Genomic DNA, 23,134 nt, shown 5'->3' with positions numbered 1-23,134 from the left:
GCCAGACCTTTGGTTGCTCTTTCGGGATGCTGCCGCCGGCCTCCTATCGTCCCAATCCCTCGCGGCGGCGAACGAGAGATTGAAGCACTGCCGCCAAGACGATGATCGCCGCGGTCGCGAGCAACTGCGTGGCGGGGGTGATGTTGTTGAGCTGAAGGATGTTGGCTAAAGCGCCGAGCATGATGGTGCCGGCGACGGTGCCGACCATCGAGCCCGCGCCGCCGAACAGGCTGGTGCCGCCGATGACGACGGCGGCGATCGCGGTCAGCTCATAGCCCATGCCGTCATTGGCGCTGCCGAAGTTGAACTGTCCGGCATGCACGATGCCCGCGAGCGCCGAGGCAAAGCCGGTGATGGCGTAGACCGAGATCTTCACCATCGACACCGGCACGCCGGAAATGCGCGCGGCGCGCTCGTTACCGCCGACGGCATAGACGTAGCGGCCGAAGCGGGTGGTATTGAGCATCAGCGTGGCTATAGCCGCGAATATGATGAAGACGATAGTTGCCACCGGCACCGTGTTGTCGAACAGGCGCTCGCCCAGCACCGCGAAGACCGGCGGCGCCAAGCCCGGCCCGTCGCCATAGGAGATGTTGATATACTGGTTGCCGGAGACGATCAGCGCGAGACCCCGCGCCGCCTGCAGGCCGGCCAGCGTGACGATGAAGGGCTCCAGCCGAAAGCGGGTGGAAATCGTACCCTGGACGACGCCGAAGACGATGCCCATGGCAAGCACGGCAAGGATCGTGGAGATCAGTCCGAATCCGCCGGAGATCATCATCGTGGCGGTCACCACGGCGGAAAGGCCGAGCACCGCGCCGACCGAAAGGTCGATGCCGGCGGTGATTATGACGAAGGTCATGCCGATGGCGATGATGCCGGTCTCCGACACGGCGCGCACGATGTTGGCGATGTTGTCGGGGTTGAGGAACAGAATCTCGCCGTGGCGCCGGGGCGAGAAGATGACGCCGCCGATCGCCACCAGCACCAGACCGATCAGGCTTTGGAAGCGCACGATGATGGCCAGCGGGTCGATGCGATGCTTCGTCGCCGCCCCAGGTGCCGGGCTTGAAGCTGCCGGGTTCGCCGCCACCGAAATCTTCTGATCCGACATCAGGCCTCCCTGCCATTTGCCGCGGCAAGCACGGTGTGCTCGTCGACGCCGCCGATAAATTCCGCCACATTGCGCCCCTGGCGCAGCACCACGATCCGGTCGCAGAGGCCGATCAGCTCCGGCATCTCGCTGGAGGCAACCAGAATGCCCAGCCCTTGCGCCGCGAGCGCCCTGAGCCGCGCGTAGATCTCGCCCTTGGCGCCGACATCGACGCCGCGCGTCGGCTCGTCGAGTAGCAACAGCCGCGGATTGCCGAGGATTTCCTTTGCCAGTACCACTTTCTGCTGGTTGCCGCCCGACAGCGCGCCGACGGCGATGTCCGGATTCTTCGGTCGGATGTCGAACTGCCCGAAGGATTGCCGCACTGCCTCCGCCTGGCGGCGCGGCGACATCAAGCCGGCCGGCGAGATGTGGCGGATCACCGACATCACCAGGTTCAAGCCGACCGCCATCCGAAGCATCAGGCCGCTGCCGCGGCGATCGTCTGTGACAAAGGCGATGCCGGCCTTGCGCGCCGCGTGGATGGATTCGAGCTTCACCGGCCGGCCGTCGACCGCAACCTCACCCTGCCAGCGGCCGGCAAGGCCGGTGCCGTAGAGCGCGGAAAGCAGCTCCGTGCGCCCTGCCCCCATGATGCCGGCCAACCCGACGATCTCGCCTTCCCTGACCTCGAGCGAAATGCCGCTCGGCGGCTGCCAGCCGGCGCTTTCGCGGACGAGCCGGAAACTTGCATCCTTGAGACTGAGCAGCGTCTTGCCGGCGCTCTTGGCGCGTGCGGGATAAAGCTCGTCCAGCGGCCGCCCGACCAGCAGGCGCACCAGCTCGGCCTGTGGCGCGTGCGGCTCGGCGATGCCGGCGACGCGGCCGTCGCGCATCACCGTCACGCGGTCGGCGATACCAGGGACTTCCTCCAGCCGATGCGAGATGTAGACGATCCCGACGCCGGTCGCGGCGAGCTTCCTCATTATGTCGAACAAGCGCTCGACCTCGCCGACGGTAAGAGCAGCCGTCGGCTCGTCCATGATCAGCACGCGCGACGCATAGGACAGCGCCTTGACGATCGCCACCACCTGGCGCTGGCCGATCGAGAGGTCGGCGACGAGCCGCGCCGGGTCGATCGCCAGCTCAATCGCCTCCAGACGCTGCCTGGCCTCGCGGCGCATCGCCGGCACGTCGAGCATGCCGCCCGGCCGCATCAGTTCGCGGCCGAGGAAGAGGTTCGCCGCCACGTCGAGCGAGGGCACGAGGTCGAGTTCCTGAAAGATGGTGGCGATGCCGGCGGCTTGAGCCTCGCGCGGGTTGTTGAAGGTGACCGGCTTGCCGTCGACGCGGATTTCGCCCTCGTCCGGCGCATAGACACCCGACAGAAGGTTCATCAGCGTCGACTTGCCGGCGCCATTCTCGCCCAGCAGCGCATGGATCTCGCCGGCCTTGAGGTCGAAGTCGACGCCGCGCAGCGCCTGCACGCCGCCGAAGTGTTTTACAGCACCCGTAACGGAAAGCAGCGGCGCGCTCATGCAGGCCTCGTGAGGGTCGGCCTCGCGCAGGATTCTCGCGCCTGCAGTCTTGCTTGCAGCCGCACCGCGCGAGGTGCTGAGTCGCTGGAGGCGATGCGTTCGCTAAGCAGCGCCGCGGCCTGGCGGCCGATTTCGGTGCAGGGCTGCTCGACCAGCGTCAGCCTGGGCTCGAAACAATCGGCCCATTCGAAGTCGTCGAAGCCGACGAGCGACAGGTCGCGCGGGATCGAAAGACCCTTCTCGCGGATGGCACGGACTGCCCCGATCGTCGTCATGTTGTTGCCGGTGACCAATGCGGTGGGCGGCGCGGGCAGCGACAGGATCGCGTGCGTCGATGCCGTGGCACTCGCCGTGTCGACATTCTCCGGCGAGACATAGTGCGGCAGGCATTCAAGTCCATTGGCGGCGAGCGAGGCGCGGAAGGCGTCGACGCGCTCGCGCGTGGTGGCCAGCCCCGGCTGGCCGGCGATATAGCCGATGCGCCTGTGGCCGAAGGAGGCGACGTGGTCGATGAGCGAGCGCATCGCCGTCTCGTTCTCGACGCCGATCTGGTCGAAGCGGTCGTCGGCGAAGCGGTCGATCAAGACGCAAGGCAGCTTCTTTTCGGCGAGATAGGCGATCGCGCGCTCAGGCGAGCCTGAGGGCGCGAGGATCACGCCGTCAACGCGGCGCTGGTGGAAGGCGCGCACCACCTGGAGCTCGCGGTCGGGATCTTCCTGCGTGTCGGAGAGAAACACCATCAGGCCGAGCCTCGCGCATTCCGCTTCAACCGCGCAGATGATGTCGGTGAAGTAGGGGTTGGAGATCGCCGAGATGGCTAGACCGACGCTATTGGTCGAGGCCACCTTCAGCGAGCGCGCCAACTCGTTGGGCTGGTAGCCCATGGCGGCGATGGCATCGTTGATGAGCTGCGCCTTCTCGGGCGAGACGAAGCGCGTGCGGTTGACGACATGCGAGACCGTCGAAACCGAGACGCCGGCGCGGCGCGCGACCTCAGCCATTGTCGGCATGCGAACGGAGTGCCCGCAAGCGCTCCTCCCTTGATTGCGTTTCCCGTCCGCTCTTCGGCGGATCTGACGAAACCATAAAGCCATCGAAACGTTTGCGCAATCGATTCGATAAATGGTCGCGACAGATTTTTGTCACGGGCGGAAGGGTCCGAAATCAGTAGGTGAAGGCGAGCCAGGCAGTGCCGACGAGGAGCGTCAGCAAGGTCAGCGGTAGGCCGACCTTGAAGAAGGCCATGAAGGATAGTTCCTTGCCGGCCGCCTTCGCCTGCTCGGCAACTATGAGGTTGGCGACCGAGCCGAGCAGCGTGAAATTGCCGGCAAGGGTCGAGCTCATCGCCACGACCAGCCAGGCGCGCTCGGGGTTTTCGAGGCCCGGAATGAAGGGCGTCAGCGCCAGCACCGCCGGCACGTTGCTCATGATGTTGGAAAGCACGGCGGTGAAGCCTGAAAGCCGCCAGACGTCGTCGAGGCCGATGGTCTTTGCCCAGGCGATCATGTCGGGGGTGAGCAGCGTGCGCTCGGCGCCCGCCACGACCACGAACAGGCCTGCGAACATGAAGAGCAGCGGTCCGTCGATCTCGCGGTAAATGCGGTGCGGCTTGATCGCCCGGGTAACAAGCAGGAAGGCGCCGGCGATCAGCGCCGCCTTGGCGACGGGAACGCCGGCGAAGAAGGCGATCGCCAGCGCGATGCAGACGATGGTCGCCTTCAGCACCTGGCCGGGCAGCATACGGCCGCGATAGACCTCGGGGCTGAGCTCGGTGGGCCGCGAAAATTCAGCGCGGTAGACGATGCGCACAATGACGATGACGGCGACAAGGCCGAACAGCGCGACCGGTGAAAGTGCTGCGGTGAAAGCCGGATAGGAAATGCCGGACAGCGCGCCGATCACCATGTTCTGCGGGTTGCCGGTGATGGTGGCGACGCTGCCGCAGTTGGAGGCCGTGCAGGTGGCGATGAGATAGGGCACCGGATTGCGCCGGATGACACGAGTGACGTGGACGACGATTGGCGCCATGACCAGGCAGATCGCGTCATTGACCAGGAAGGCAGAGAGCACGCCGGTCAGAAGCGTCACCATGACAAGCAGCATGAAGGGCGCATGCGCATGCTCGATGGCGAAGCCGCCGAGCGCCCGGAAGGCACCAGACACTTTCAGATGCGCCACCACGATCATCATGCCGAGCAAAAGCGTGATGGTGTCGAGATTGATGGCGCGGTAGGCGTCCTCCATGCCGATGGCGCCGATGGCGATCATGGCGGCGCCGCCGAGCAGCGCGATGCCTGCGCGGTCGAGCCTGAGGCCCGGAATGCGGCCGACGGCGACACCGGCATAGGTGAGCACGAGGATGAAAAGCGCGCCTGCGCCGGTCCATGTCATTTCCAGAGGTTCCCGCTCGCCCTGCCCGGCAGAATCTGCTCGGCCGCACTTTGCCGGACCACCTTTAGCAAGAGTGGCGCAAAGGGAAAACGTCGACCGCCGAAACTTTCGCCCGGCTACTTCGCGGCTTTACATCACATATAGCTAATGTAATGTTTCCTAAAAAAAATCGGGCCGACAATCCAGTCGTTGGGGACTAAACAGATGAACTCGGTCGTTGAAGGGGAGCATCGCGTCTCGCTAACGGAGAATCTGATGCCCTCGACGGAATGCCGGCGCTGCCATGGCGCCAGGAAAGTCTTCATTTGCGCCCGCTGGGTCAGTTCCAACGGCCATTGCTGCCCGGAAGGCACGCATCGGCTGAGTTGCTCCGGACACAGCATGGTGTGCCTGGAATGCGGCGGACGCGAAGGCCGGAACGCCTGACGGATCGCGTTTCGAGGAGCCCGCCGCTCACCGCGAAGGAGACTCCCCCGGCGGCCGCGAGCGGCCGCCGCGACGCGAGCCGGCTTTCTCGCATGGCCGGCAAGGCTTCGCCATTCGTTTGACATAGCCGGATCCAAGGGCGGTTTGCGGACATAGCCGCTTATGGTCCTGTTACTTGTTCTTTGCCGCACTCACACACGCGCCCCTCGATCCGGAACCATTCCTGCGTCCACAACGTTAGGGCGAGCCCACTTGGGAGATGCGGAGACAGGCAAATGGATGTATCGATCCTCATCGGCATCCTGATCACCTTCCTGGTGGTGATCCTGGTGCTTTATCTCATTCAGCGCCTGCCGCTCGACGGCCGCACAAGGCAGATCGCCCAGGTCGTCGTCATCATCATCGGCATTGTCTCGCTGCTCAGATATCTTGCGGTTTTCTAGCAGCGATCCATATTCGTCGCCGAAAAGCCAAGGCTGGAAGCGGTGTCCGCATGAAAAGCCTGTCGATCACCCTTGTTGCCGGCACGATGTTGTGGACTGTCGGCGGCGCAGTTGCGCGGCCCGACACGCGCGCCATGACCTGCCCCGAGACGCGGGCGCTGATCCAAGGCCGGCACGCCGCGGTGCTGACCACCGGGCCTAACACCTATGATCGCTTCGTGCGCCAATTCGGCAATGAGTGCGATTGGCCGGAAGTCCCGATGTCGGTCGCGGTTCCGACCCGTGACGGTCCGTGCCGCGTCTACCGCTGCGAGGAACCGGTCTTCGACTTTCCTGATTGAGCGGCCCTTCCAACCGTGTTGCGGAACCGTTGCGGCGGCACGCGAATTGTAGCGGCTGGTGATGCCAAATCCCCGGCGGCAGGAGGAACGGCCATGTCCAGCGATATCATGCGCAGCGGCAGTTGCCTTTGCGGCGGTGTCCAGTTCCGGGTGACCGGCGAACCGCTGAGGGTCGGCCTTTGCCATTGCAAGGACTGCCGCAAGACCAGCGGATCGGCCTACCAGGCCTTCGCCATATGGCCGCGCCAGGCATTCGAAAGCGCTGGAATCACCAGTACCTATGGCGGGCGAAGTTTCTGCCCAACCTGCGGCAGCCGCTTGCCATCTGTCGGCGAGGATGAGGTCGAGGTGATGATCGGCAGCCTGGATGTCGCGCCGACTGAAGGGCTGGAGCCCAGCTACGAACTGTGGATCGGTCGACGCGAGCACTGGTTGCATCCTCTGCCCGATGCGCGCCAGTTCGAGCATGACCGGACCGTCGCCGATTCGGCGGCCGATGGTGGCGAACCGGCGACGGAGGCGCGAGCCGCACCGCAAGTCAGCCTAAATTCGGAATGGCAGCAAGACTTAAGTCCCAGACCAAAGAAGCATCGGTCCCCGAAAGGCAGGACGCCCTCCGCGAGAGCCTCGTCTTCTTCTTGAAGTCGCGCGCTTTCAACCACCGGTCGGTTGCCGGCGCGGCAACGACCGCTAGCATTCCCGACGCGGCGAAACCTTTTGGAGGCCGCTTCGGCCGGCGCGGCTCAGGCAACACATCAGCATTGCCGCGCCGGCCTTGCAAGAACGATAGAATGTTCGGCCTGGGCGCTGCGTCCAAAGCGAATACAACCATTAAGGTTGTTTCAAATTCAAGGCTTTCTCTTATCGTGTGAAGCATCAAGCTTCAGTTGCGACGGAAAAGTGAAAATTGTTTCGGCAAGAGAAAATTTTTTATCGTCCGCATTTCTGATCATGCCAACTACGCGATCTGGCTATGTAAGTAAGCTGCAGGCCCTATGATTTCCTGCCTTGTACAAAAGACCACCTTTGTTTCTTTTTGGTTTTGCGACATAGTACTGGCGAATCTTGAAACCGAACGGGGCGGTTTTCATGACGTTGGCGCCTGAGTGCAGCCGCAACGCGCATATGCGGTATCCACCGATGGACGGGTTCTGGACCTGGGACATCAAGCGCGACCGCGTCTATGGCGATGCAAATCTGTCCGCCTACTTTGACCTGACGCTCGAGGAATTCTCGCACGGTGCGCCGCTGGAACGGTGGATGCAAAGCATAGAGCGGGAAGACCAGCCGAGGGTTCGACTGGCGATCCGCAAGGCAATCGAGCGCAGGTCAGGTTTCCGCGAGGTTTACAAGGTCCGCTCGGAAAAGATGGGGCTGCGCAAGATTCTGGCCGTCGGCCAATGCTATGTCGACGACATGGGCGAGGCAGCGTTGTATCCTGGCTGGTTCGTCGACCTGACGCAGGACGCCGCGTGCGAGGAGCACTCGCTGCGGGAAATCCACAACCATGCCGAGCAGGCCAAGGAAATCGCGCAGTCGATCGGGCACGACATGCTGTCCTACCTCCTGGACAACATACAGGAAGAGATCCAGCAGCGGCTTGGCGAGAAATCGAGGAGGCGCAAATCTTCCTGAGGCGGTCTTTGACAGATTTTGGGCTAGCTTCTAGGCGGAAGCCTGCCGCGCCTGCCGATCTCGGCCGTCACCATACGTGCGAAATGCGACTGGGGCGAGCGGCGCTCGATAAGCCTGGCCCGCTCGAGCGCGGCATCGCCATAGAATTCGATCAACACGTTGGCGGCTTTGGCGGCGTCGGCCTGCAGCCTTCCGACATCGGCCTGTCCGCTCCCGCTCGAGGCCTCGCTCCTGGCAATCACGTCAAGCATGGCTTGCAACTTTTCAGGAGTGCTGCCCTCGTCTTCGTGCATGGTCGCTATCCGATTGGGGGCGTAAAATATCGACATTTCCGCGCGATGTCCAACAGCTTCCTTGATCGAGCGCGGGTGCAACCGGGTACAGCCTAACCGAGAGTCAGACCCATAACCTTCGTACAAGTATAGTGAGCCAAACTTCCCATGCAGACATTGGGGGCACCGATGGACCAGCCAAGCAAAATGGAAAACCTGCAGTTTGCGCAGGGGATCTTGCGGGAGCTTCGCCAAAAGGCTGAGGCCGATGGCGAAAAGCTTCTGACCTATCTCATCGACATGGCTTACCTCGAAGCCAGCGACCGCATCCGCGCCCATTGGATCGGTAGCCACGAGAACGAGAACCGCCGGGCCAAAGGCTGAGGCTGCCAGCCGGCATCTTGCCGGCACGCTCCGTGCCGGAGCAATTTCAGGAAGAAAGTAAACGATTTTCCGTCCGGAATTGCGTCAAGAGCGGTCTGGCGTTTCCGCGAAACGGCGAACCCTCCAGAACAGCGCCGGAACGCAAAAAAGCCCGCCATGCCTTTTCGGCACGGCGGGCTTGATCATGGAAGAGAGGCTATTGCGTAGCCGCTATGACGCGGCAGCCTTTTGACGGACCGGAAGCTTCCAGCCCGGCCGGACGAAATGGCAAGTATAGCCGTTGGGATAGCGCTCCAGATAATCCTGATGCTCGGGCTCCGCCTCCCAGAAGGGGCCGGCCGGAGCGAGCTCGGTGACGACCTTGCCTGGCCAAAGGCCCGAGGCGTCGACATCGGCGATCGTATCCTCTGCCACCCGCTTCTGCTCGTCGCTGGTGTAAAAAATCGCCGAGCGGTAGCTCATGCCGACATCGTTGCCCTGACGGTTCCTGGTTGTCGGGTCGTGGATCTGGAAGAAGAATTCAAGCAGCGTGCGGAAACTGGTCTTGGTCGGATCGAAGACGATTTCGATCGCCTCGGCATGGGTGCCGTGATTGCGATAGGTTGCGTTCGCCACGTCGCCGCCGCTGTAGCCGACACGCGTGGAGATCACGCCCGGAAAGCGGCGGATCAGATCCTGCATGCCCCAGAAGCAGCCGCCGGCAAGGACCGCGCGTTCGGAAGAAGCCATATCAAACCTCCTTTGGATTTCTCCATAAGTGGGGATTGTGACCTGCTTCTTCCAGCCGCTCAAGCGGTTGGAGTGGACGATCGGAAAAGGGTGGTTGGAAAGGAACGCAACCAAACGCGGCGCTGGATTTCTGCCGATGCTCGCCGGTCGTGCAACCGGCGAGCATCGGCAGCCTGAGGTCAGCCTCACTTGAGCCCCTTGTCGCCCCTGCCGTTGTTGCCGGGATTGCCCCGGTCATGCCCCTTGCTTTCGCCACCGAGGCAGTTGGCGTCGCCAACGCCGCAGCAGCGGCCGGCCCAGAGCTTGTTGGTCGGCGTGTTGTCGCATTCGTAGATCTGCTGGCCGGCCATCGCGGAGCCGGAGAAGGCCGAGATTGTGACAGCGGCGAGAAGTGTATTGCGCAAGATTGCATTCATCGGAAAATCTCCATGGTGCATGTGTTCATTCGCACCCATGCGTCGCGTGACGGCACGAATTGGTTCACGGAAATTTTGCAGTTCTTTATTCTTCCGGCGCCGTCTTGAACCGCCGCACCACCACCTCAAACAGGATGTCCGAGATCCACATGGCCGAGACGCCGATGAGGAAGGCAGCGGCTAAAGTGGTGGTGTCGTCGGCGGCGTCGGGCATCGGCAGGCCGCTCGCCTGAACCCAGGCGACCACGGGCAGTGTCAGATAGGCTGCGGCCAAAGCGCCGCAGATCGGCGAGGCGATCATCTCCCGCAGCTTGTAACGGTGGCGCGATAGTGCCCTGAGCACCCCGCCGGCGAGGCCGGCGGCCACTACCTGGCCCTTGACGCCGAGCAGGTCGAAGATGTCGTGCATCAAGGCCTCCAGCCGCAGAGTTTTGCGCCCTTGCGGTTGTATGCGAGAACCGCCCTCGCCTCCTCGTCCGACAGCATATCGACGGCCTTGCCGGAAAGATGCAGCGGCGAGGAAACCGCGCAGAAGCTGCCCTTGGCCGTGCTGCAGCCGCAGAGCGCTGCGACGATGGCGGCGGCGATCAGTCCCTTGCCCATGACTTCAGCTCCTTCTTGACCGCCCCGACGGGCAGCGCACCGATATCGTTGTCGACCTGATCGGCGATATTGCGGGCCGCCGCTTCGCTGGCTGCCTGCCGATCGCGCTCGGCTTTGGCGCCGGCGAGCCTTTGGTGAAAGCCCCAGCCAAGCGCCGCAATGAGGGACGCCAAAACACCCAGGATGGCGGGATTGCCGGAGAGGAAGGACAGGAGCGCCGTCATGCCAGCCACCACACGATAAGCGCGCCGATGAGGAGCAGTGCGCCGATGACCCAAGGCAAAGCCTGACGGATGAGTTCGGTGAAGACCTCGACCATTTTTGCTACCTCACTTCGACCAGTGGAATTTGCGGGCGAGCGCGTACCAGGCTTCGGTGGCGAGGCTGACCGCCAGGCCGATACCGGTTTCGAGTGCCATCTGGATGTCGGGATCGGCCGAAAGCGCGGCGGCATCGCCGGCGCCGAGCAGGCCGCGCGCGACGAGGACGCCGGCGCCATAGCGGAGCGCGATGCGGATGACGACGGCGATCATTGGCAGAAGACTCCAAGGAGATTGCAGGGAAGATGCGCGGCCCAAGCGGCGGCGGAGCCGAACGCCAGCGCGATCAGGGCGAGGATGCCGGCCGTCTTGGCTGACGTTCCCGGCGCAGGTGAAATGGCCGGCTGGGTGCCGTCGCCCCCGGAGTCGCTGACGGCCGGCTGCCCCGCGGCGGATGTCGGCGTCTGCGGCGGCCGGGTGGGCGCCTCGGGCTGCGCCGAGATGAGCAGCGCCTGGGCGCGCACAGAAGCGACGCGCGCGTTCCAACCCTTGCCGAAGGTCGGCCAGGTCGGCAGCCGCTGGAGGAAGGCGAGACGCGCATCGCAAAGCGTGTCGATGACGACGCCGGCGGGTTTCGCCCGGGCCGCGGCGACCGTGGCCGGCCCGACGCGGCCGTCCTCAGCAACGCCGAGCACGGCCTGCAGATATTTCGCCGCCCTGCCCGGCCCGCTGTTCACGGCGAAATCGAAGACGGCGTAGTCGACGCCGTCAGGAAGCTCGGCGCCGAGCACGGCGTCCCAGTAGAAACGCCGATAGATCGCGTCGACCTGTTCATCAGTGATCTTCTTCAGGTCGGCCTTGCTGGCGTCGGCTTTCACGTAACGGCGGAAGTTGGCGAGTGTGACGCCCTTCATGGTGGCGCCGCCGGGATCGGCTCTTTTGTCCGACCAGCCGCCTTCGGATTTGAGCACGAGCGCGAGCGAGCGCGCGAAATTGCGGTCCATGGCAGGCTCCTGGGATGCAGATTGGGGTGGAAAAGTTTGCCGGCGAATTGCGTTCGCGTGAATTTAGCTCTTTAGAAAAGCCTTAATTGCCGCGTGGTAATGTCAGGAGATGGCGGTTGGGCTCCGCCGAGTTGAATGGGCAGCGGCGTTGCAAGGCAAGGCCGAGGGGTTGGGCAAAATGGGTTTGGCGTTTTTCGACACAGGCGAGTGCCAAGGTTGCGGGGGCACCGGCACGATATTCGAATGCCCGAGATGGCGAAGTTCGAACGGCCACTGCTGCCCGGCGGGCACGCATCAGCTTAGGTGCCCGGGCACCAGCGTGCGCTGTGTGGAGTGCGAGGGGACGGGCGGGACACGAATGGTCAAGGGATGTGCGATCGATAGCGTGACCTAGGATAGGTCCTGCCGCGCCGGCGAAGCTCAACATTGAGTAGCCATCTTCTCTCAAGAGAAGCCACATGCGCCCGAGAACATTTTCCACTTCGGGGCTCCAACACATCTAATCGAGCGAGGCGCAATCGCCTGAACTGCCATGGGCAGCTCGGAGCCACCATTTCCTCCCACTTTATGCACCGATAGACGGCCGCGATCTGCGTGCCGTGACTTCCCCGAATCGGCCTGATGTATGGGCCTTATGCAACGGCTGAGGGGGGCATATCGGCGCCATCGTCCGACCAGCGATCTTCGGATTCGAACAGTCGATGACGTGTCCTTCCCGCCCGGACCTGCGATGGTTCTTGTCAAAACGGGAATCGATCAACCGTTAGCGCGGATCCAGATCGTCAGTTTTTGATAACCGTTCGGGGTTGCTTTAGCGCCTGGTTTTTGGTTGTAAGCGGGACTGCGGCTTGCGTCCCAGGGTCGCCCTCACTCAGACGGGAGAGAATATGAAGCTGCCGACGCTTCAGGAAATTTTCGACGCTCATGATGGGTTGGGCTCAGACAAGTGGGCCACATATTTTGCCACTTACGACAGTCATTTTGCTGGCTATCGGCAGCAGCCGATCACCCTGTTGGAGATAGGCGTGCAGAACGGCGGCTCCCTGGAAATCTGGGGAAAGTATTTTAAAAGCGCCATGCGTATTTTGGGCTGCGACATCGACGAGAAGTGCGGCGAACTCACATTTCAGGATGACCGGATAGCTGTCTTTATCGGTGACGCGAACTCTGTCGAGACCAGGGAGGCGATCCTTGCCGATACGGCGACCTTCGATATCATAGTGGACGACGGCTCACATATTGTGAGCGATGTTATCCAATCATTCGCCTTGTATTTTCCCAGCATCAAGCCTGGCGGCGCCTACGTGGTGGAGGACCTTCACACGTCCTATTGGGAAGACTTTGGCGGCAGCTCTGATCTCGAACTCAGTTCCATGGGTTTTTTCAAGCTGCTTGCCGATGTCGTGAACAAGGAGTTTTGGCGAAACAGCCGCACCGATTTCAACCTGCTGAAGAGCTATGCCGAGCGCTACGATATCGCTTTGAGCGATATCGATCTTGACATCGATGAGGTGACCTTCGCCAATTCGATCTGCATCGTTCGCAAAAGCGTCAGCCGCCAGGAGAACAGGCGACACGTTGCAGGCCATATTTTCAAAGTGAACGGCGGCGCGGCTGCTTTTCGCTCAGGAGGCCCTGAGTTGGTTGCGGACCTTCATATCGCTGACAGACTGGCGCTCGCAACGGAAAAACAAGAGCAATTCGTGAACGTCACCGCCTCGGCGCTGGATAATATCAACGAGATCGAGCGACTGCGATCCGAGGTGTATGACGGCCGGCGCGAGGCAGAAAAACTTCATGCATCATTGAAGTCATCCAATGCCGAGCTGAAATCCGCCAGTGAGGCACTGGAGTCATCCAACTCCGAGCTGAAATCGGCCAACGAGGCGCTGCAGAAGCTACAAGGCGAGATCGCCGCCGTAAGAAACAGCACATCCTGGAAGATAACCGCACCGGTCCGACTCGCACTGATGGCAATCCGTCGGCTGTTGCAAGGTAGTATTCGAAATGGGAAATTAAGCAAACGATAATAAATCCAGAAGTTGCGGTTATTGCACCACAATCAATTTGCCGCGTGCAGGCCTGTAGTGATAAAGGCTCCTGCAAAATCGAACCGGGAGATCTGCCGTGCCGGCAAAAATTGCAGTCATTTATCTGGCCAGACTTCACGAGGGGTTTCAATCCTTCGAGGCTTTTGCCGAGACGTACCGCAAGCATCCTGCCGGCCAGGAGCATGACCTCGTTATCATCTGCAAGGGGTTTGAGAAGCCTGGCGAATTTGCCGCCATTGGTGCAATTTTCACCGGTATCCGCCACAAGATCATATCCATGCCCGACGACATCGGGCTGGATATCAACGCCTATCGCGAAGCCGCGCTACGGATAGGCAACGAATTTGTTTGCTGCCTTAACACGTTCACCCTTCTTCGCACCGACAATTGGCTTGCCAAGCTCTGGGCGAATCTGTCGAAGCCGGGCATCGGCATGGTCGGCGCCACCGGCTCATTTGAAAGCCTCTTTACCAGCTACAAGGTCATCAATTTTCTCGCATGGGCAGCGTCTCAGCCAACAGCCAGATTCGACCGGGCATCGACCCAACAGTTTGGATGGCTGCTGAACCAATTTGCACCACACACCATGCGAGCCGCAAAATCGAAACGCTACCGTATCCGCCGACTGTTGGGCGACATCCTGCGCAATCGTTCCAGCATGGCCCGCCTTCAAGGACAAATGTCGCAGACCTGGGCCGATGTGCTCGGCTACAATGGTGGTCTTCGTGAGTTCCGGGATGTCCCGCAATTTCCGAATCCCCACATCCGCAGCAATGTTTTCATGATGCGGCGGCTCGATATGCTTTCCGTACCCATGGAGGGCACCAGCAAATACGCTTGCTGCCGTTTCGAAAGTGGACCTGACAGTCTTTCAATCTCGATGCTCAGCAAGGGCCTCGACCTGGTGGTGGTCGGCGCAGATGGCATCGGCTACCGCATGGATCAATGGCCGACTTGCGGCGGGTTCCGTTCAGGTGACCAGTCGAATCTATTGGCGTCCGACAACCAGACCCGCGCCTACGAATTGCTCACGGACGGGGAAAAGCGCACCCATCAGACCATGACTTGGGGCGGCTATAGCCGCGACCCTCGGCTTGACACCAAACTGCTCGGCGTTTCCTTCGAGCGGAAAGCCCCTCTCTCAGAGAGGATCGAAAACTTCATGGCACCCAAGAAATTGGGCCGAGAACGCCTCATCTCCATAGCGATTCCTACGCACGATCGTCTTGATCTGGTTCTTGACGCGATCAAGACCATCACGCATCAGAACTACGACAACTGGGAAATCTGCGTCTTCGACAATGCCTCGAAGAACCCCATTTCCCCCGCAATCGCCGCACTTGGCGATCCGCGCATTCAGGTCAAGCGGTCTGAAAAATTCCTTCCCGTGACCGAAAGCTGGAACGGCGCGATCGATATGACCAAGGGTGAATTCGTCACCATGATTGGCGATGACGACGGCATTGCGCCCGGCTTCTTTCAACGCATCAACTATCTGGCCGACCGCTTCGACAGCCCCGATCTGATCTTCTCAAATCTCTACCAGTTCATGCATCCGGGTGTAGTTCCTGGCAAGCGACAGGGCTATGTCGCGGGCTTGCAAATGGCCGACTTCTTCGAGGATCGGGACTACCCCTTTGTTCTCGACCCTAAGGAGGTTCGACGCTCCGTCGACAATTCGCTTCGGATGCGGCGATCGTTCATGTTCAATATGCCCGCCTTCTGCTGCAGCCGCGACCTTCTGGAACGGATGCGGATTGATGGCCGAGTGATGCTCTCTCCGTTTCCAGATTACTATTTTGCCAACCTAGCCCTACATCTGGCTAAAAAGGTAGTCGGTGAGCCGAGGCCACTCGCCTTCCAGGGTGTATCCAAGGTGTCTTTTGGATTTACCTTGATGAACGCAAAGCTCGATGATGGCTTCAAGGTGCTCAACCACGATGTCGCCAATGACGACATCTATCGCGAGGTAAGCAAGCGTCTTCTGCCAGCTTCACGCTATCATTCAGAGTATATCGTGACGATGGCTTACGTCGCTCGCGTAATCGGAGACAAAGCACGCCAGCCGGACTTCAAACATTATCGCCATGTACAGATGTGGCAGTATCTGAAGTCCCACAAATCGCTTTTCCGATGGCCGCGCACCGAGAAAGGCCGCGAGATGTGGAATATGCTTGCCCCTGACGAAAAGCGCTGGATGCTGAGGGCCAACTTGGTCCGGAAACTGTCCACTCGGTTCCCGCGATTCTGGGAACCAGCAGCACAGCGTCTCGATCAGGAGTCGAGCGCATACCTCTTCGAGGCCAAGCAAATAATCTACCGCCTCGGCGAGCACGTCACCCTTTTCGATGTCTACAAGGAATTGGATAGCGGACCGTTCTCCGCGACGATCGAGTCCAAAAACCCTGGGCGCAAAACTGCCAAGTCTTCCAGAAAGAGATCCAAGACAGCACCTGCTGACGTCCTGCCGGCCGCCGACCAACATCTTTCGCGCGAGCAAACGAACGGAAGCGCGGAGCGCCCCCGTCGGTTGTGATAATTGCCGAGAATGATGCTGGGCGGCCCTCATGCTCGAGCCGCGCGAAGCGAAAGCGGCCTCTACGACAAGTTTGATGAAGGATGCTCTAATCCTTCAGTCGGCAGAATCATGCGTTCGCTGATCGGCCTTCCTCATACCAATTGGTGCCGTCCCAGGTCATAACAAGCATGTCCGATGCGGAGGTGGTAAAGTTTCCGGCCATCTTCAGATTGCTGCCCGCAGTGACCGTGAGGATGCCGTCGAAGATCATGCGGATTGTCGTGCCGGCGACAATACCCGTGCCGTCAATCGTGGCGATATTGGTCGTACCCGATACGTGGAACAGGTTGCCAGTCGGCACGATGGTTGAGGCACTTGCCACCGTAGTTCCCATGAAGCTGTGGAAGATGCCGGTGACGTTCCATCCCGACTTTAGGTCGTTGATATCGAAGTCAGCTCCATCGTTGGTAGTTCTGACAAACACTCCGAGCTGACCTCGTCCATTGCTGCTGTTTCGGGTGAGGCCAAGGCCGGCCTTGGCGGAGCGCGTCTCGGTGCCGGAGTTCGTTACCTCAAAGCCGATGGCTGCCGTGCCCGATGCGCCGTTGTCGTTCTCCAGTCTTGTAAGAATCCTCAGGGTGTTAGCCGCGTCGTAGCCGTGCAGTTTGCTCTGTGGAGCCTTGGTGTAGCTTCCGATGATGAGGTTACCAACCGGGTAGCTGCGTCCAATTTCAGTCCACACTGTGCTTATCTTGCGGAAGACCAGGATAGCGCCATTGGGTGGCGACGTATTCTGCGCGCCGAGCAATGCCAATGTTGCGCCATTGACCAGCGTGGTATTGGCATCAGCGACGTGAAGCTCAAGCAACTGCTGATTGACGCCATCATCAAAGGTCGTGATGCTGGTAGCGCCGGTATTGGTTGTGACAAGGATGTTGTCGATCAGCGATGCAACAGACGGCGTAGCGTCGCCGCTGGTCACAGTGGTAAGGTTGGTGATCGGCTTATTGTTACGGACGGTGCTTTGGGTAGCCGTCCCATCACCACCAACGATGGCATCAATGGTCCCATCTGCGATGTTATTGATGATGGTATTCTTTGTGGTGCCCGACAATTCGTAGATGCAATAGAAGCCACCCGTCGTGTTGTTGAACAAATTGCCGTCGACAATGTTGTTCCCGACACCAGACAGGACGATACCAAAGTTGGTGACACCCGCTGGAGCGCCCGGCGTTGAGATCGTGTTACCCGTTAAGATGTTGAAACCAGGGCCAAGCATGAAGATGCCCGACCAATTGTCCTGGGTCGAGACGTGCGTTTTGTAGATCAGATTTTCGGAGATCGGGGTGTAGTATAGGTTGGTTAGGTTTATGCCCTTTACGCTCGCATTGATGTGGGTGTTGCAGATACCCATCCAGGCGTTGACCACACTGCCATCTGAGAGAATGCCGGTGCTGACCCCGACTATGCGGCAGTCCTCAATAGTGAGACCGTCTCCGTAGGACGAGGTGTCGGAGGTAGAGTGGATGCCAACCTCGCAGTGGTAGGCGTGAACCTTGCTGACATGGCAGTCATTGCACCGGACCAGCTTGATGGCGTCGTTCATTTCGAATGGCGACAGGTTATCCCCGGCGATGCCCTTGATGCTGCATCGCTCAATCGTGCCGTTCCACCCATCCGTAACGACAATGCCGTTGTCCCAGTGGTCGGCATCCACATCCAGCCCCTGGATGCTCAGGTCATGGTAGTCGAACATGATCGAGGTGGAAGAAGCGCTGACCGGGCTGATGGTGTGCGAGAGCGCCGTGCCGCCGCTTGCCCGGCTGGTCTTGATGCTGAAATGGTGGAGCTCGACTTGGCGGGACCACTGGACCTTTCCGGTGGCGTGGGTGGAGGTGATGTTCAGCCCGCCGTCGGCGCTGGTCCACAGGAGGATCGAAATGTCCTCGCCCTGCCCGCCAAGGGCCAGGCCAGCCGAGCCGATATTCTTGGTGATCTTTGAGCCGAGCGTGATGGTGCCGGCCGGAAGTTCACCGGCAATGCCGGTGTAAACGAGGAAATCCAGGAAGGCCGAGAACGCGGCCGTGCTATCGGCGCCGTCCAAAGTGACGCCGAACCAGAGCGGCGATACGGCCCCTGCCGCGCTCGTGCTGGAGACGAGATCGATGCGGCGCCATGCGCCTGAGGCGCCTGTAGCATCGGAGGACGGCGCGACAAGCACACCCTGCTGGGGATCGTTTGTGACATTCACCGCCTGGTTGGAGGCATCGAATACAAAAACACCGTTGCGGCCACCCTCGTTCCAGATAAGGGCGACCTTGTCCCGGCTGGTGTCGAGCGCGGCGAGCGCGGCGCGGTCGGCCACATAGACCGGCGCGTCGATATAGTCGCGCGCGACCGCCGGCGCCGTTCCGCCAAGGGGATACTCGACAATGCTGATCGGGTCATCGCCGATCACAGGATCCAGCGTGTTGAAGCGGAAGGTCTTGCCGCCGTTCGCCGATCCTTCCTGCACGGTGACCGTCGTCCCGTATTGCATGGTGCGCGCGGTGCGAGCATCGGCGGCACGGAACCACTGGCCCGCCGAAACGGTGCGGATGCCGTTCTCCGAGCCGTCGGTCTGATCTTTGACCAAGATGCGGTCGCCGACTTCGGTCTGCACGCCGTCGATGACCAGCAAGCCGCCGGTATCGACGTCGATATTGGCGACAGTCGCCAGGCGCACGACGTCGGCCTCGGTATCCCAGGCCAACTCGACGGCGGCGGAAGGATGGTCCCAGCCGAAATCGAGCGCACCGATCCTGGGCCACCAGCGCGGCAACTTGAAAGGCTCGCACGCGATCATCTCCTCCGGCACCGGGAAGATGCGGCCGGAGCCCAGCACCGGAATCCCCTTCGCGCGCGCCTCGCGCTCATGCTCGGGATAGGCGGCGATGATTTCGGCGCGCTGCTGCGGCGAATAGTGCCCAGCATCGTCGATGGTCATGAAGGTGACGTGACGAGACATATTAGCGCACCGTAATTATCTGCCGTGATGATTTACAGCCATTGATAATACTGTCCATCAATGCGAAGTTGCTGATGAATCGGGGGGAGATACATGATCCGCATAGCAATCGTCGTGGCCATTGCCGCCAGTGCATCGGCATGCCAATCGAACGTTCCTTATGATACAAGTAAGCAGACCTGCAAGATGTACGACCTCAACGGGCATCAACACAAAGTTTGTGCCCCGGACACACCGAACAAAGTATGCAATGTCTGGTTCAATCAGATTACAGGCGACGAAAGGATATGGTGCCGACCGCTCACCCGGAAAGCGACCGATCCCAAGGCTCGCGCCAGGCAGCTTGCGGGCAGCAAATATCCCTGATTCGACGTCATCCATTCTTTTGGAAGGCTCGACCTTCGATTGCGGCCGACGGCGAAGCTGCCAATCTCCCCTGGGGGAGATGTCCGGCAGGACAGAGGGGGGCGCGAAGGAGCGCCACTCTTCCGAATTTCAGCCACTCGCAACCGGATCGCGCGGCTGTGACATCTAGACAGGCTGGCGGGACAGCGCCCCCCTCTGCCCTGCCGGGCATCTCCCCCACAAGGGGGGAGATCAGCCGTCACTTACCCCTTCCCGATCCTCTCCACCTCCTCGCTCGACAAAAACCGCAGCACCACGTCCGACATGCCCAATAGCGGCGTGAAGGTCACGATGGTGATGCCGTTCGTCGCATTGGTGCGGGTCAGGCCCTCCGAATAGATATCCAGCGGCGGCTCCTCATCGAACCAGACGCCGTGCAGGGTCTCGCCCTGCCATTTCTCGCGGCCTTTTTCGTAAGACTTGAAGGAGAGAACGCTTTCGCCCGTCTGGACGTCGGCGCCGCCGCCCCAGCGCACGACGACGCTGTCCAGCGCACCCGGGGCGCCGCGGCCCATCACCGTGCCGGCGATCGCGTCGGCCGGGATCATGCCGGTGCCCCATTCCGCCTGCTGCTGCGGCGGGCCGACCAGCACGCGCTGCGGATTGTCGCGCGTGCCTTCACCGGTGACGCCCGCCGCCCAGAGCCGGACGGGCGTGCCGAAGACCTTGCCCACCCACCAGTCGGGATAGCGGCCGGTGAGATGCATGGCCCACTCGGCGCCCCCTGCCCTGGTCTTGCCGAGCTGGTTGCCGGCCATGAACAGGCGCTCGCGGTTCTGCGCGCCGGCGGCATGGAACTCGGCCTGCCTTTCGTAGGGCCTGTAGACTGCGAGCTGGTTGTTACGGCGTCTCCGGTCCAGTTCCTCGAGCAGCGCCAGATAGGTCTGCATCGCTGTCGAGGAACGGCCGAAGGCTGGTTTCGAGGCCGCGGATGCGGCTGCGGATCTCCTCATCGCTCAATTGACCGAGGCTGTTCTGGTTTGCATCGAGACCCTGCGAGAATTCCTTGGGCAGCATGGTCAGCACGACCTTGAGATACTGGTCGGGCTTTTCGGCACGCACCGCGGCGATGACGCCGGCGCCGTTGGCGCGGAAATCGGCGCGTAGTGCTGCGGCGAAATCGTCGCCGAGTGTCTTTCGCGAGCGCTTCGGGCGGGTGACCGCAGCGGCGGCGCCTTGAGCTGCGGTCGGCTTGCGTTTCGACCTCGCCGGCTTCGTGCTGGCGGCCCCGCGGCGCACGGCCTTGCTGTCGTCAACCATGGGCCGCTTCGGACACTGCGGCTCGGGACGACCGCGCCGTCCTCGCCTTGCGGGCCTTGCGCGCCGGCTTCTTGCGCGGCTTTGCGCGAGGCCGCTTCTGCGACGCAGTCTGGGCGGATGCTGCCTTGCCAATCGTCGAGGCCGGCGGGACAGCGCCCCCCTCTGGCCTACCGGCTATCTCCCCCACAAGGGAGGAGATCGGCAGCTTCGGCGCCGGCGCCGTTGCCTTCAGCATCGCCGCAACGGTGGCGATCGCCGAAGGGTCGAGACCCTGGCGTGGAAAACCGAAGCCGCTGACTGCGTCAACCGCGCCGCCGCGCACCATGCCGATGCGCACGCCCAGCGCGACTTGCTCGACGCGTCCGGCACGGCGCGGCAGATGCGCGCCTTCGAACTCGCCGATGGCGCTGACAATCTCGGCGCCATCGTCGCCGGTGATGATGGTGGCATAGCGTGGCATGAAAGACTTCCGCAGTTCAACTGAACAGTCGAGTTCCCGCCCACCCCCCTCTGTCTTGCCGGACATCTCCCCCGCAAGGGGGGAGATTGGCAGTTCCGGCGTCGGCGCTCTTCCTGCGACGTCGATGGTTGGCGAAGGCGATGGGACAGCTGATCTCCCCCCTTGCGGGGGAGATGGCCGGCAGGCCAGAGGGGGGTGCTGTCCCGCCAGCGCTCGGTATTCGCGAAACAAACAGCTGCTGCGCCACAAACAAAAAACCCGCCGGGTCGGCGGGTCGTCGGCGCAAATCAGCACCATGAATAAAATCATAGCATAGCTGCCCTCACCGGGCAATGCCTCTAGGCAAATTTTCCTACCGCCTTTGAACACCACCACAGATACCGGCCGCCGAAATGGCCTGACCGGGACAGGTCGCCGCAGGCGGGCATTTTTGTCGGAACCATGGGCGGCCCGAGCAGTTGGGCCATGTCGCAACGCGACGACCTTTCGCCAAGAAAAGGAGAAAATCATGTTGAAAACCATCCTTGCGGCTTCGGCGCTCACGATCGGTCTTGCCACGGCGGCGATGGCCCAAAGCGCCGGCCACATGGGCTCAGGCGGCACAATGGGCTCGGGCAGCACAAATGACACGACGGGTGGCAGCGGCCAGACGGTCGTTCCCAATCCTGATACCGTCGATCCCGGCACGACCGGCAGCATCTATGGCGGTCCGACCTATGACGACGGCATGAACTCGAACGCCGACCGCAACTGCGCGCCGGGTCCGCAGGGCGCTCAGCCCGATGCCGGCAACCTGTCGCCCGGAACCACCGCGCCGACCGTCAACGACAAGAACTGCGGCAAGTAGCAGCGGTATCGCCGCGAACGGCGTCACAAGGCCGTGGAGCTTGTTCCGCGGCCTTTGCTTTGGTGGCCGCAGATACCAGCGGGGAACCATGCGCCGCCCCGGCCGTTCAACAAAAAAAGAGGAGAAAACCGATGGCAGACAACGAGATAGACACCGCCGGTCGGACAAGCGGCAATGGCAAGGGCACGACGAGCGCCGCGCGCAACAGAAGTGCTGCGCGCCGCAGCGCGCCGGCTTCGGGCACTTCCGAGGCGGCGATGAAGAAGCAGATCGCGGAACTGAAGCGCGAGGTCAGCCGGCTCAACCGGATGCTCTCCGACCAGGCCGAGGAGACGGCTCACGGCTGGTATCAAAGCGCGGCCGACCAGGCCTCCAACCTGTACAGCGGCGCGACCGGTCGTGCTTCACGCGCGGCCAGGCAGTTGCGCAGCCAGGCGCACAGCGTGTCGGAAACGGTGCAGCACAATCCCGGCACCTTCTCGACCGCGGTCGCGCTCGGCGGAGCGGTCGGCGTGCTGGTTGGCCTTGCCTTGGCCAGAAGCTCGCAGCCGGAACCCGACTGGTTCCACCGCTGGCATCGCTAAAAGGCGCGAGACGGCTTTGCCGTCTCGTCGCTGCCGCACAGACCTTGGCAGGAAAGGCACGAGACGGGCCTGCCCGTCTCGTCGCTACGCGTAGACGTGCCAAGAAAGCCGACCCTCAGCGGCCTTTCGCGCAGGCTGGTCATTAGCCGGACCTTATGGAATCATTCCGCATTGGAATCGCGGAGAGCGGGCATGGACAAACCTGCCATGGCATCCGTCTTTCGGATGCGGCATGTGCCAGCAAGCATTTCGGGCGTTCGCAGCCTGGGCCGGGGTCAGGCGGATCCGATCTTCCATTCGAGGCCGCTCGGTGAAGCCATCCGCTTCATCGCCGAGGCCGACGGCCAATACGATCTCAGCGCCGTCGCCATCTCCTATGGCGACCGCTCGACGCCGCCGCTCGGCAGCCGCGAGGTCAAGCAGCTCTGGAGCGAATATGGCGAGCGCCTGATGGAGGCGTAGGGCAC

General features: G+C 61.7%; 27 protein-coding genes. 11 read left to right on the top strand and 16 right to left on the bottom strand.

The window, feature by feature from the left end:
• Positions 1 to 43: 43 nt before the first annotated feature.
• From RFN30_RS21955 to RFN30_RS21940, 4 genes are all read right to left on the bottom strand, one after another.
• Positions 44 to 1,114 carry an ABC transporter permease gene (locus tag RFN30_RS21955; protein WP_320264176.1) on the bottom strand — a complete coding sequence of 357 codons (1,071 nt, stop codon included), beginning with the start codon at positions 1,112 to 1,114 and terminating at the stop codon, positions 44 to 46.
• Positions 1,114 to 2,631 carry a sugar ABC transporter ATP-binding protein gene (locus RFN30_RS21950; RefSeq protein ID WP_320264175.1) on the bottom strand — a complete coding sequence of 506 codons (1,518 nt, stop codon included), beginning with the start codon at positions 2,629 to 2,631 and terminating at the stop codon, positions 1,114 to 1,116. Before RFN30_RS21950 ends, RFN30_RS21955 begins: the two co-directional genes overlap by 1 nt.
• Positions 2,628 to 3,641, bottom strand: coding sequence for a LacI family DNA-binding transcriptional regulator (locus RFN30_RS21945; protein WP_320264174.1), 1,014 nt, complete (start codon positions 3,639 to 3,641; stop codon positions 2,628 to 2,630). Before RFN30_RS21945 ends, RFN30_RS21950 begins: the two co-directional genes overlap by 4 nt.
• A 154-nt stretch (positions 3,642 to 3,795) precedes the next feature.
• On the bottom strand, positions 3,796 to 5,022 hold the full coding sequence (locus tag RFN30_RS21940) for an anion transporter (protein ID WP_320264173.1): 1,227 nt from the start codon (positions 5,020 to 5,022) through the stop codon (positions 3,796 to 3,798).
• A gap of 701 nt (positions 5,023 to 5,723) precedes the next feature.
• Here RFN30_RS21940 and RFN30_RS21935 point away from each other — a divergent pair.
• From RFN30_RS21935 to RFN30_RS21920, 4 genes are all read left to right on the top strand, one after another.
• Positions 5,724 to 5,891 (top strand): Thivi_2564 family membrane protein, encoded by a 168-nt coding sequence (locus RFN30_RS21935; RefSeq protein WP_320264172.1) that lies wholly within the window; start codon positions 5,724 to 5,726, stop codon positions 5,889 to 5,891.
• Positions 5,892 to 5,941: 50 nt separating this feature from the next.
• Positions 5,942 to 6,232, top strand: a complete 291-nt coding sequence (locus tag RFN30_RS21930) for a hypothetical protein (protein ID WP_320264171.1) — start codon at positions 5,942 to 5,944, stop codon at positions 6,230 to 6,232.
• A gap of 93 nt (positions 6,233 to 6,325) precedes the next feature.
• Positions 6,326 to 6,874, top strand: coding sequence for a GFA family protein (locus tag RFN30_RS21925; RefSeq protein ID WP_430694698.1), 549 nt, complete (start codon positions 6,326 to 6,328; stop codon positions 6,872 to 6,874).
• Positions 6,875 to 7,321: 447 nt separating this feature from the next.
• Complete coding sequence (locus tag RFN30_RS21920) at positions 7,322 to 7,867, top strand: PAS domain-containing protein (protein WP_320264170.1); 546 nt, start codon at positions 7,322 to 7,324, stop codon at positions 7,865 to 7,867.
• A 23-nt stretch (positions 7,868 to 7,890) separates the two neighbouring features.
• Here RFN30_RS21920 and RFN30_RS21915 read toward each other — a convergent pair whose 3' ends face one another.
• Positions 7,891 to 8,160: a hypothetical protein gene (locus RFN30_RS21915; protein WP_320264169.1), complete on the bottom strand. Its 270-nt coding sequence runs from the start codon at positions 8,158 to 8,160 to the stop codon at positions 7,891 to 7,893.
• A gap of 168 nt (positions 8,161 to 8,328) precedes the next feature.
• On the opposite strand from RFN30_RS21915, the gene RFN30_RS21910 reads away from it, so the two are divergent.
• Positions 8,329 to 8,523 (top strand): hypothetical protein, encoded by a 195-nt coding sequence (locus tag RFN30_RS21910; RefSeq protein WP_095778310.1) that lies wholly within the window; start codon positions 8,329 to 8,331, stop codon positions 8,521 to 8,523.
• A 210-nt stretch (positions 8,524 to 8,733) separates the two neighbouring features.
• On the opposite strand, the gene msrA is transcribed toward RFN30_RS21910, so the two are convergent.
• From msrA to RFN30_RS21875, 7 genes are all read right to left on the bottom strand, one after another.
• Entirely contained in the window at positions 8,734 to 9,252 is a 519-nt protein-coding gene (gene msrA / locus RFN30_RS21905; protein ID WP_320264168.1) for a peptide-methionine (S)-S-oxide reductase MsrA, read from the bottom strand.
• Between the two features lie 185 nt (positions 9,253 to 9,437).
• Positions 9,438 to 9,668 carry a hypothetical protein gene (locus RFN30_RS21900; protein WP_320264167.1) on the bottom strand — a complete coding sequence of 77 codons (231 nt, stop codon included), beginning with the start codon at positions 9,666 to 9,668 and terminating at the stop codon, positions 9,438 to 9,440.
• 85 nt (positions 9,669 to 9,753) lie between these two features.
• Positions 9,754 to 10,077, bottom strand: coding sequence for a hypothetical protein (locus RFN30_RS21895; protein ID WP_320264166.1), 324 nt, complete (start codon positions 10,075 to 10,077; stop codon positions 9,754 to 9,756).
• A complete protein-coding gene (locus tag RFN30_RS21890) occupies positions 10,077 to 10,271 on the bottom strand; it encodes a hypothetical protein (RefSeq protein WP_320264165.1) in 195 nt (64 codons plus the stop codon). The genes RFN30_RS21895 and RFN30_RS21890 overlap by 1 nt, the downstream gene beginning before the upstream one ends.
• Positions 10,256 to 10,495, bottom strand: coding sequence for an ABC transporter permease (locus RFN30_RS21885; RefSeq protein WP_320264164.1), 240 nt, complete (start codon positions 10,493 to 10,495; stop codon positions 10,256 to 10,258). Before RFN30_RS21885 ends, RFN30_RS21890 begins: the two co-directional genes overlap by 16 nt.
• Before the next feature lie 105 nt (positions 10,496 to 10,600).
• On the bottom strand, positions 10,601 to 10,804 hold the full coding sequence (locus RFN30_RS21880; RefSeq protein ID WP_320264163.1) for a Pam3-gp28 family putative phage holin: 204 nt from the start codon (positions 10,802 to 10,804) through the stop codon (positions 10,601 to 10,603).
• Positions 10,801 to 11,535 carry a glycoside hydrolase family 108 protein gene (locus RFN30_RS21875; protein WP_320264162.1) on the bottom strand — a complete coding sequence of 245 codons (735 nt, stop codon included), beginning with the start codon at positions 11,533 to 11,535 and terminating at the stop codon, positions 10,801 to 10,803. Before RFN30_RS21875 ends, RFN30_RS21880 begins: the two co-directional genes overlap by 4 nt.
• Positions 11,536 to 12,422: 887 nt before the next feature.
• Between RFN30_RS21875 and RFN30_RS21870 the strand changes: the two genes are divergently transcribed.
• Together RFN30_RS21870 and RFN30_RS21865 are read left to right on the top strand one after the other, a co-directional pair.
• Entirely contained in the window at positions 12,423 to 13,565 is a 1,143-nt protein-coding gene (locus RFN30_RS21870) for a class I SAM-dependent methyltransferase (protein ID WP_320264161.1), read from the top strand.
• 97 nt (positions 13,566 to 13,662) lie between these two features.
• Positions 13,663 to 16,122: a glycosyltransferase gene (locus RFN30_RS21865; protein WP_320264160.1), complete on the top strand. Its 2,460-nt coding sequence runs from the start codon at positions 13,663 to 13,665 to the stop codon at positions 16,120 to 16,122.
• Between the two features lie 109 nt (positions 16,123 to 16,231).
• On the opposite strand, the gene RFN30_RS32425 is transcribed toward RFN30_RS21865, so the two are convergent.
• On the bottom strand, positions 16,232 to 19,090 hold the full coding sequence (locus RFN30_RS32425; RefSeq protein ID WP_430699073.1) for a terminase large subunit domain-containing protein: 2,859 nt from the start codon (positions 19,088 to 19,090) through the stop codon (positions 16,232 to 16,234).
• Positions 19,091 to 19,204: 114 nt separating this feature from the next.
• Between RFN30_RS32425 and RFN30_RS21855 the strand changes: the two genes are divergently transcribed.
• Positions 19,205 to 19,477 carry a hypothetical protein gene (locus RFN30_RS21855; protein ID WP_320264159.1) on the top strand — a complete coding sequence of 91 codons (273 nt, stop codon included), beginning with the start codon at positions 19,205 to 19,207 and terminating at the stop codon, positions 19,475 to 19,477.
• A gap of 242 nt (positions 19,478 to 19,719) precedes the next feature.
• Here the strand turns inward: RFN30_RS21855 and RFN30_RS21850 are convergent, their stop codons facing one another.
• Genes RFN30_RS21850 through RFN30_RS21840 form a run of 3 tightly spaced genes read right to left on the bottom strand, consistent with a single transcriptional unit; the run spans position 19,720 to position 21,236 of the window.
• Complete coding sequence (locus RFN30_RS21850; RefSeq protein WP_320264158.1) at positions 19,720 to 20,406, bottom strand: terminase large subunit domain-containing protein; 687 nt, start codon at positions 20,404 to 20,406, stop codon at positions 19,720 to 19,722.
• Positions 20,357 to 20,776 (bottom strand): hypothetical protein, encoded by a 420-nt coding sequence (locus RFN30_RS21845; RefSeq protein ID WP_320264157.1) that lies wholly within the window; start codon positions 20,774 to 20,776, stop codon positions 20,357 to 20,359. Before RFN30_RS21845 ends, RFN30_RS21850 begins: the two co-directional genes overlap by 50 nt.
• Positions 20,769 to 21,236, bottom strand: a complete 468-nt coding sequence (locus RFN30_RS21840; protein ID WP_320264156.1) for a hypothetical protein — start codon at positions 21,234 to 21,236, stop codon at positions 20,769 to 20,771. Before RFN30_RS21840 ends, RFN30_RS21845 begins: the two co-directional genes overlap by 8 nt.
• 508 nt (positions 21,237 to 21,744) lie before the next feature.
• Between RFN30_RS21840 and RFN30_RS21835 the strand changes: the two genes are divergently transcribed.
• From RFN30_RS21835 to RFN30_RS21825, 3 genes are all read left to right on the top strand, one after another.
• Positions 21,745 to 22,083 (top strand): hypothetical protein, encoded by a 339-nt coding sequence (locus RFN30_RS21835; RefSeq protein ID WP_320264155.1) that lies wholly within the window; start codon positions 21,745 to 21,747, stop codon positions 22,081 to 22,083.
• Between the two features lie 131 nt (positions 22,084 to 22,214).
• Positions 22,215 to 22,667, top strand: a complete 453-nt coding sequence (locus RFN30_RS21830; RefSeq protein ID WP_320264154.1) for a hypothetical protein — start codon at positions 22,215 to 22,217, stop codon at positions 22,665 to 22,667.
• 192 nt (positions 22,668 to 22,859) lie between these two features.
• Positions 22,860 to 23,129, top strand: coding sequence for a hypothetical protein (locus RFN30_RS21825; RefSeq protein ID WP_320264153.1), 270 nt, complete (start codon positions 22,860 to 22,862; stop codon positions 23,127 to 23,129).
• The last annotated feature ends 5 nt before the right edge of the window (positions 23,130 to 23,134 follow it).

Origin of the sequence: Mesorhizobium dulcispinae (genome assembly GCF_033977345.1) — a bacterium.
Lineage (GTDB): Bacteria > Pseudomonadota > Alphaproteobacteria > Rhizobiales > Rhizobiaceae > Mesorhizobium > Mesorhizobium dulcispinae.
The sequence above is the reverse complement of the archived record's forward strand: the minus strand, read 5'-3'. Positions and strand labels throughout refer to the sequence as shown.

Excerpts from the sequence above, each read along its gene's own strand:
- RFN30_RS21955 (WP_320264176.1), bottom strand. The coding sequence starts at position 1,114 with ATGTCGGATCAGAAGATTTCGGTGGCGGCGAACCCGGCAGCTTCAAGC.
- RFN30_RS21950 (WP_320264175.1), bottom strand. The coding sequence starts at position 2,631 with ATGAGCGCGCCGCTGCTTTCCGTTACGGGTGCTGTAAAACACTTCGGC.
- RFN30_RS21945 (WP_320264174.1), bottom strand. The coding sequence starts at position 3,641 with ATGCCGACAATGGCTGAGGTCGCGCGCCGCGCCGGCGTCTCGGTTTCG.
- RFN30_RS21940 (WP_320264173.1), bottom strand. The coding sequence starts at position 5,022 with ATGACATGGACCGGCGCAGGCGCGCTTTTCATCCTCGTGCTCACCTAT.
- RFN30_RS21935 (WP_320264172.1), top strand. The coding sequence starts at position 5,724 with ATGGATGTATCGATCCTCATCGGCATCCTGATCACCTTCCTGGTGGTG.
- RFN30_RS21930 (WP_320264171.1), top strand. The coding sequence starts at position 5,942 with ATGAAAAGCCTGTCGATCACCCTTGTTGCCGGCACGATGTTGTGGACT.
- RFN30_RS21925 (WP_430694698.1), top strand. The coding sequence starts at position 6,326 with ATGTCCAGCGATATCATGCGCAGCGGCAGTTGCCTTTGCGGCGGTGTC.
- RFN30_RS21920 (WP_320264170.1), top strand. The coding sequence starts at position 7,322 with ATGACGTTGGCGCCTGAGTGCAGCCGCAACGCGCATATGCGGTATCCA.
- RFN30_RS21915 (WP_320264169.1), bottom strand. The coding sequence starts at position 8,160 with ATGCACGAAGACGAGGGCAGCACTCCTGAAAAGTTGCAAGCCATGCTT.
- RFN30_RS21910 (WP_095778310.1), top strand. The coding sequence starts at position 8,329 with ATGGACCAGCCAAGCAAAATGGAAAACCTGCAGTTTGCGCAGGGGATC.
- msrA (WP_320264168.1), bottom strand. The coding sequence starts at position 9,252 with ATGGCTTCTTCCGAACGCGCGGTCCTTGCCGGCGGCTGCTTCTGGGGC.
- RFN30_RS21900 (WP_320264167.1), bottom strand. The coding sequence starts at position 9,668 with ATGAATGCAATCTTGCGCAATACACTTCTCGCCGCTGTCACAATCTCG.
- RFN30_RS21895 (WP_320264166.1), bottom strand. The coding sequence starts at position 10,077 with ATGCACGACATCTTCGACCTGCTCGGCGTCAAGGGCCAGGTAGTGGCC.
- RFN30_RS21890 (WP_320264165.1), bottom strand. The coding sequence starts at position 10,271 with ATGGGCAAGGGACTGATCGCCGCCGCCATCGTCGCAGCGCTCTGCGGC.
- RFN30_RS21885 (WP_320264164.1), bottom strand. The coding sequence starts at position 10,495 with ATGACGGCGCTCCTGTCCTTCCTCTCCGGCAATCCCGCCATCCTGGGT.
- RFN30_RS21880 (WP_320264163.1), bottom strand. The coding sequence starts at position 10,804 with ATGATCGCCGTCGTCATCCGCATCGCGCTCCGCTATGGCGCCGGCGTC.
- RFN30_RS21875 (WP_320264162.1), bottom strand. The coding sequence starts at position 11,535 with ATGGACCGCAATTTCGCGCGCTCGCTCGCGCTCGTGCTCAAATCCGAA.
- RFN30_RS21870 (WP_320264161.1), top strand. The coding sequence starts at position 12,423 with ATGAAGCTGCCGACGCTTCAGGAAATTTTCGACGCTCATGATGGGTTG.
- RFN30_RS32425 (WP_430699073.1), bottom strand. The coding sequence starts at position 19,090 with ATGACCATCGACGATGCTGGGCACTATTCGCCGCAGCAGCGCGCCGAA.
- RFN30_RS21855 (WP_320264159.1), top strand. The coding sequence starts at position 19,205 with ATGATCCGCATAGCAATCGTCGTGGCCATTGCCGCCAGTGCATCGGCA.
- RFN30_RS21850 (WP_320264158.1), bottom strand. The coding sequence starts at position 20,406 with ATGCAGACCTATCTGGCGCTGCTCGAGGAACTGGACCGGAGACGCCGT.
- RFN30_RS21845 (WP_320264157.1), bottom strand. The coding sequence starts at position 20,776 with ATGGTTGACGACAGCAAGGCCGTGCGCCGCGGGGCCGCCAGCACGAAG.
- RFN30_RS21840 (WP_320264156.1), bottom strand. The coding sequence starts at position 21,236 with ATGCCACGCTATGCCACCATCATCACCGGCGACGATGGCGCCGAGATT.
- RFN30_RS21835 (WP_320264155.1), top strand. The coding sequence starts at position 21,745 with ATGTTGAAAACCATCCTTGCGGCTTCGGCGCTCACGATCGGTCTTGCC.
- RFN30_RS21830 (WP_320264154.1), top strand. The coding sequence starts at position 22,215 with ATGGCAGACAACGAGATAGACACCGCCGGTCGGACAAGCGGCAATGGC.
- RFN30_RS21825 (WP_320264153.1), top strand. The coding sequence starts at position 22,860 with ATGGACAAACCTGCCATGGCATCCGTCTTTCGGATGCGGCATGTGCCA.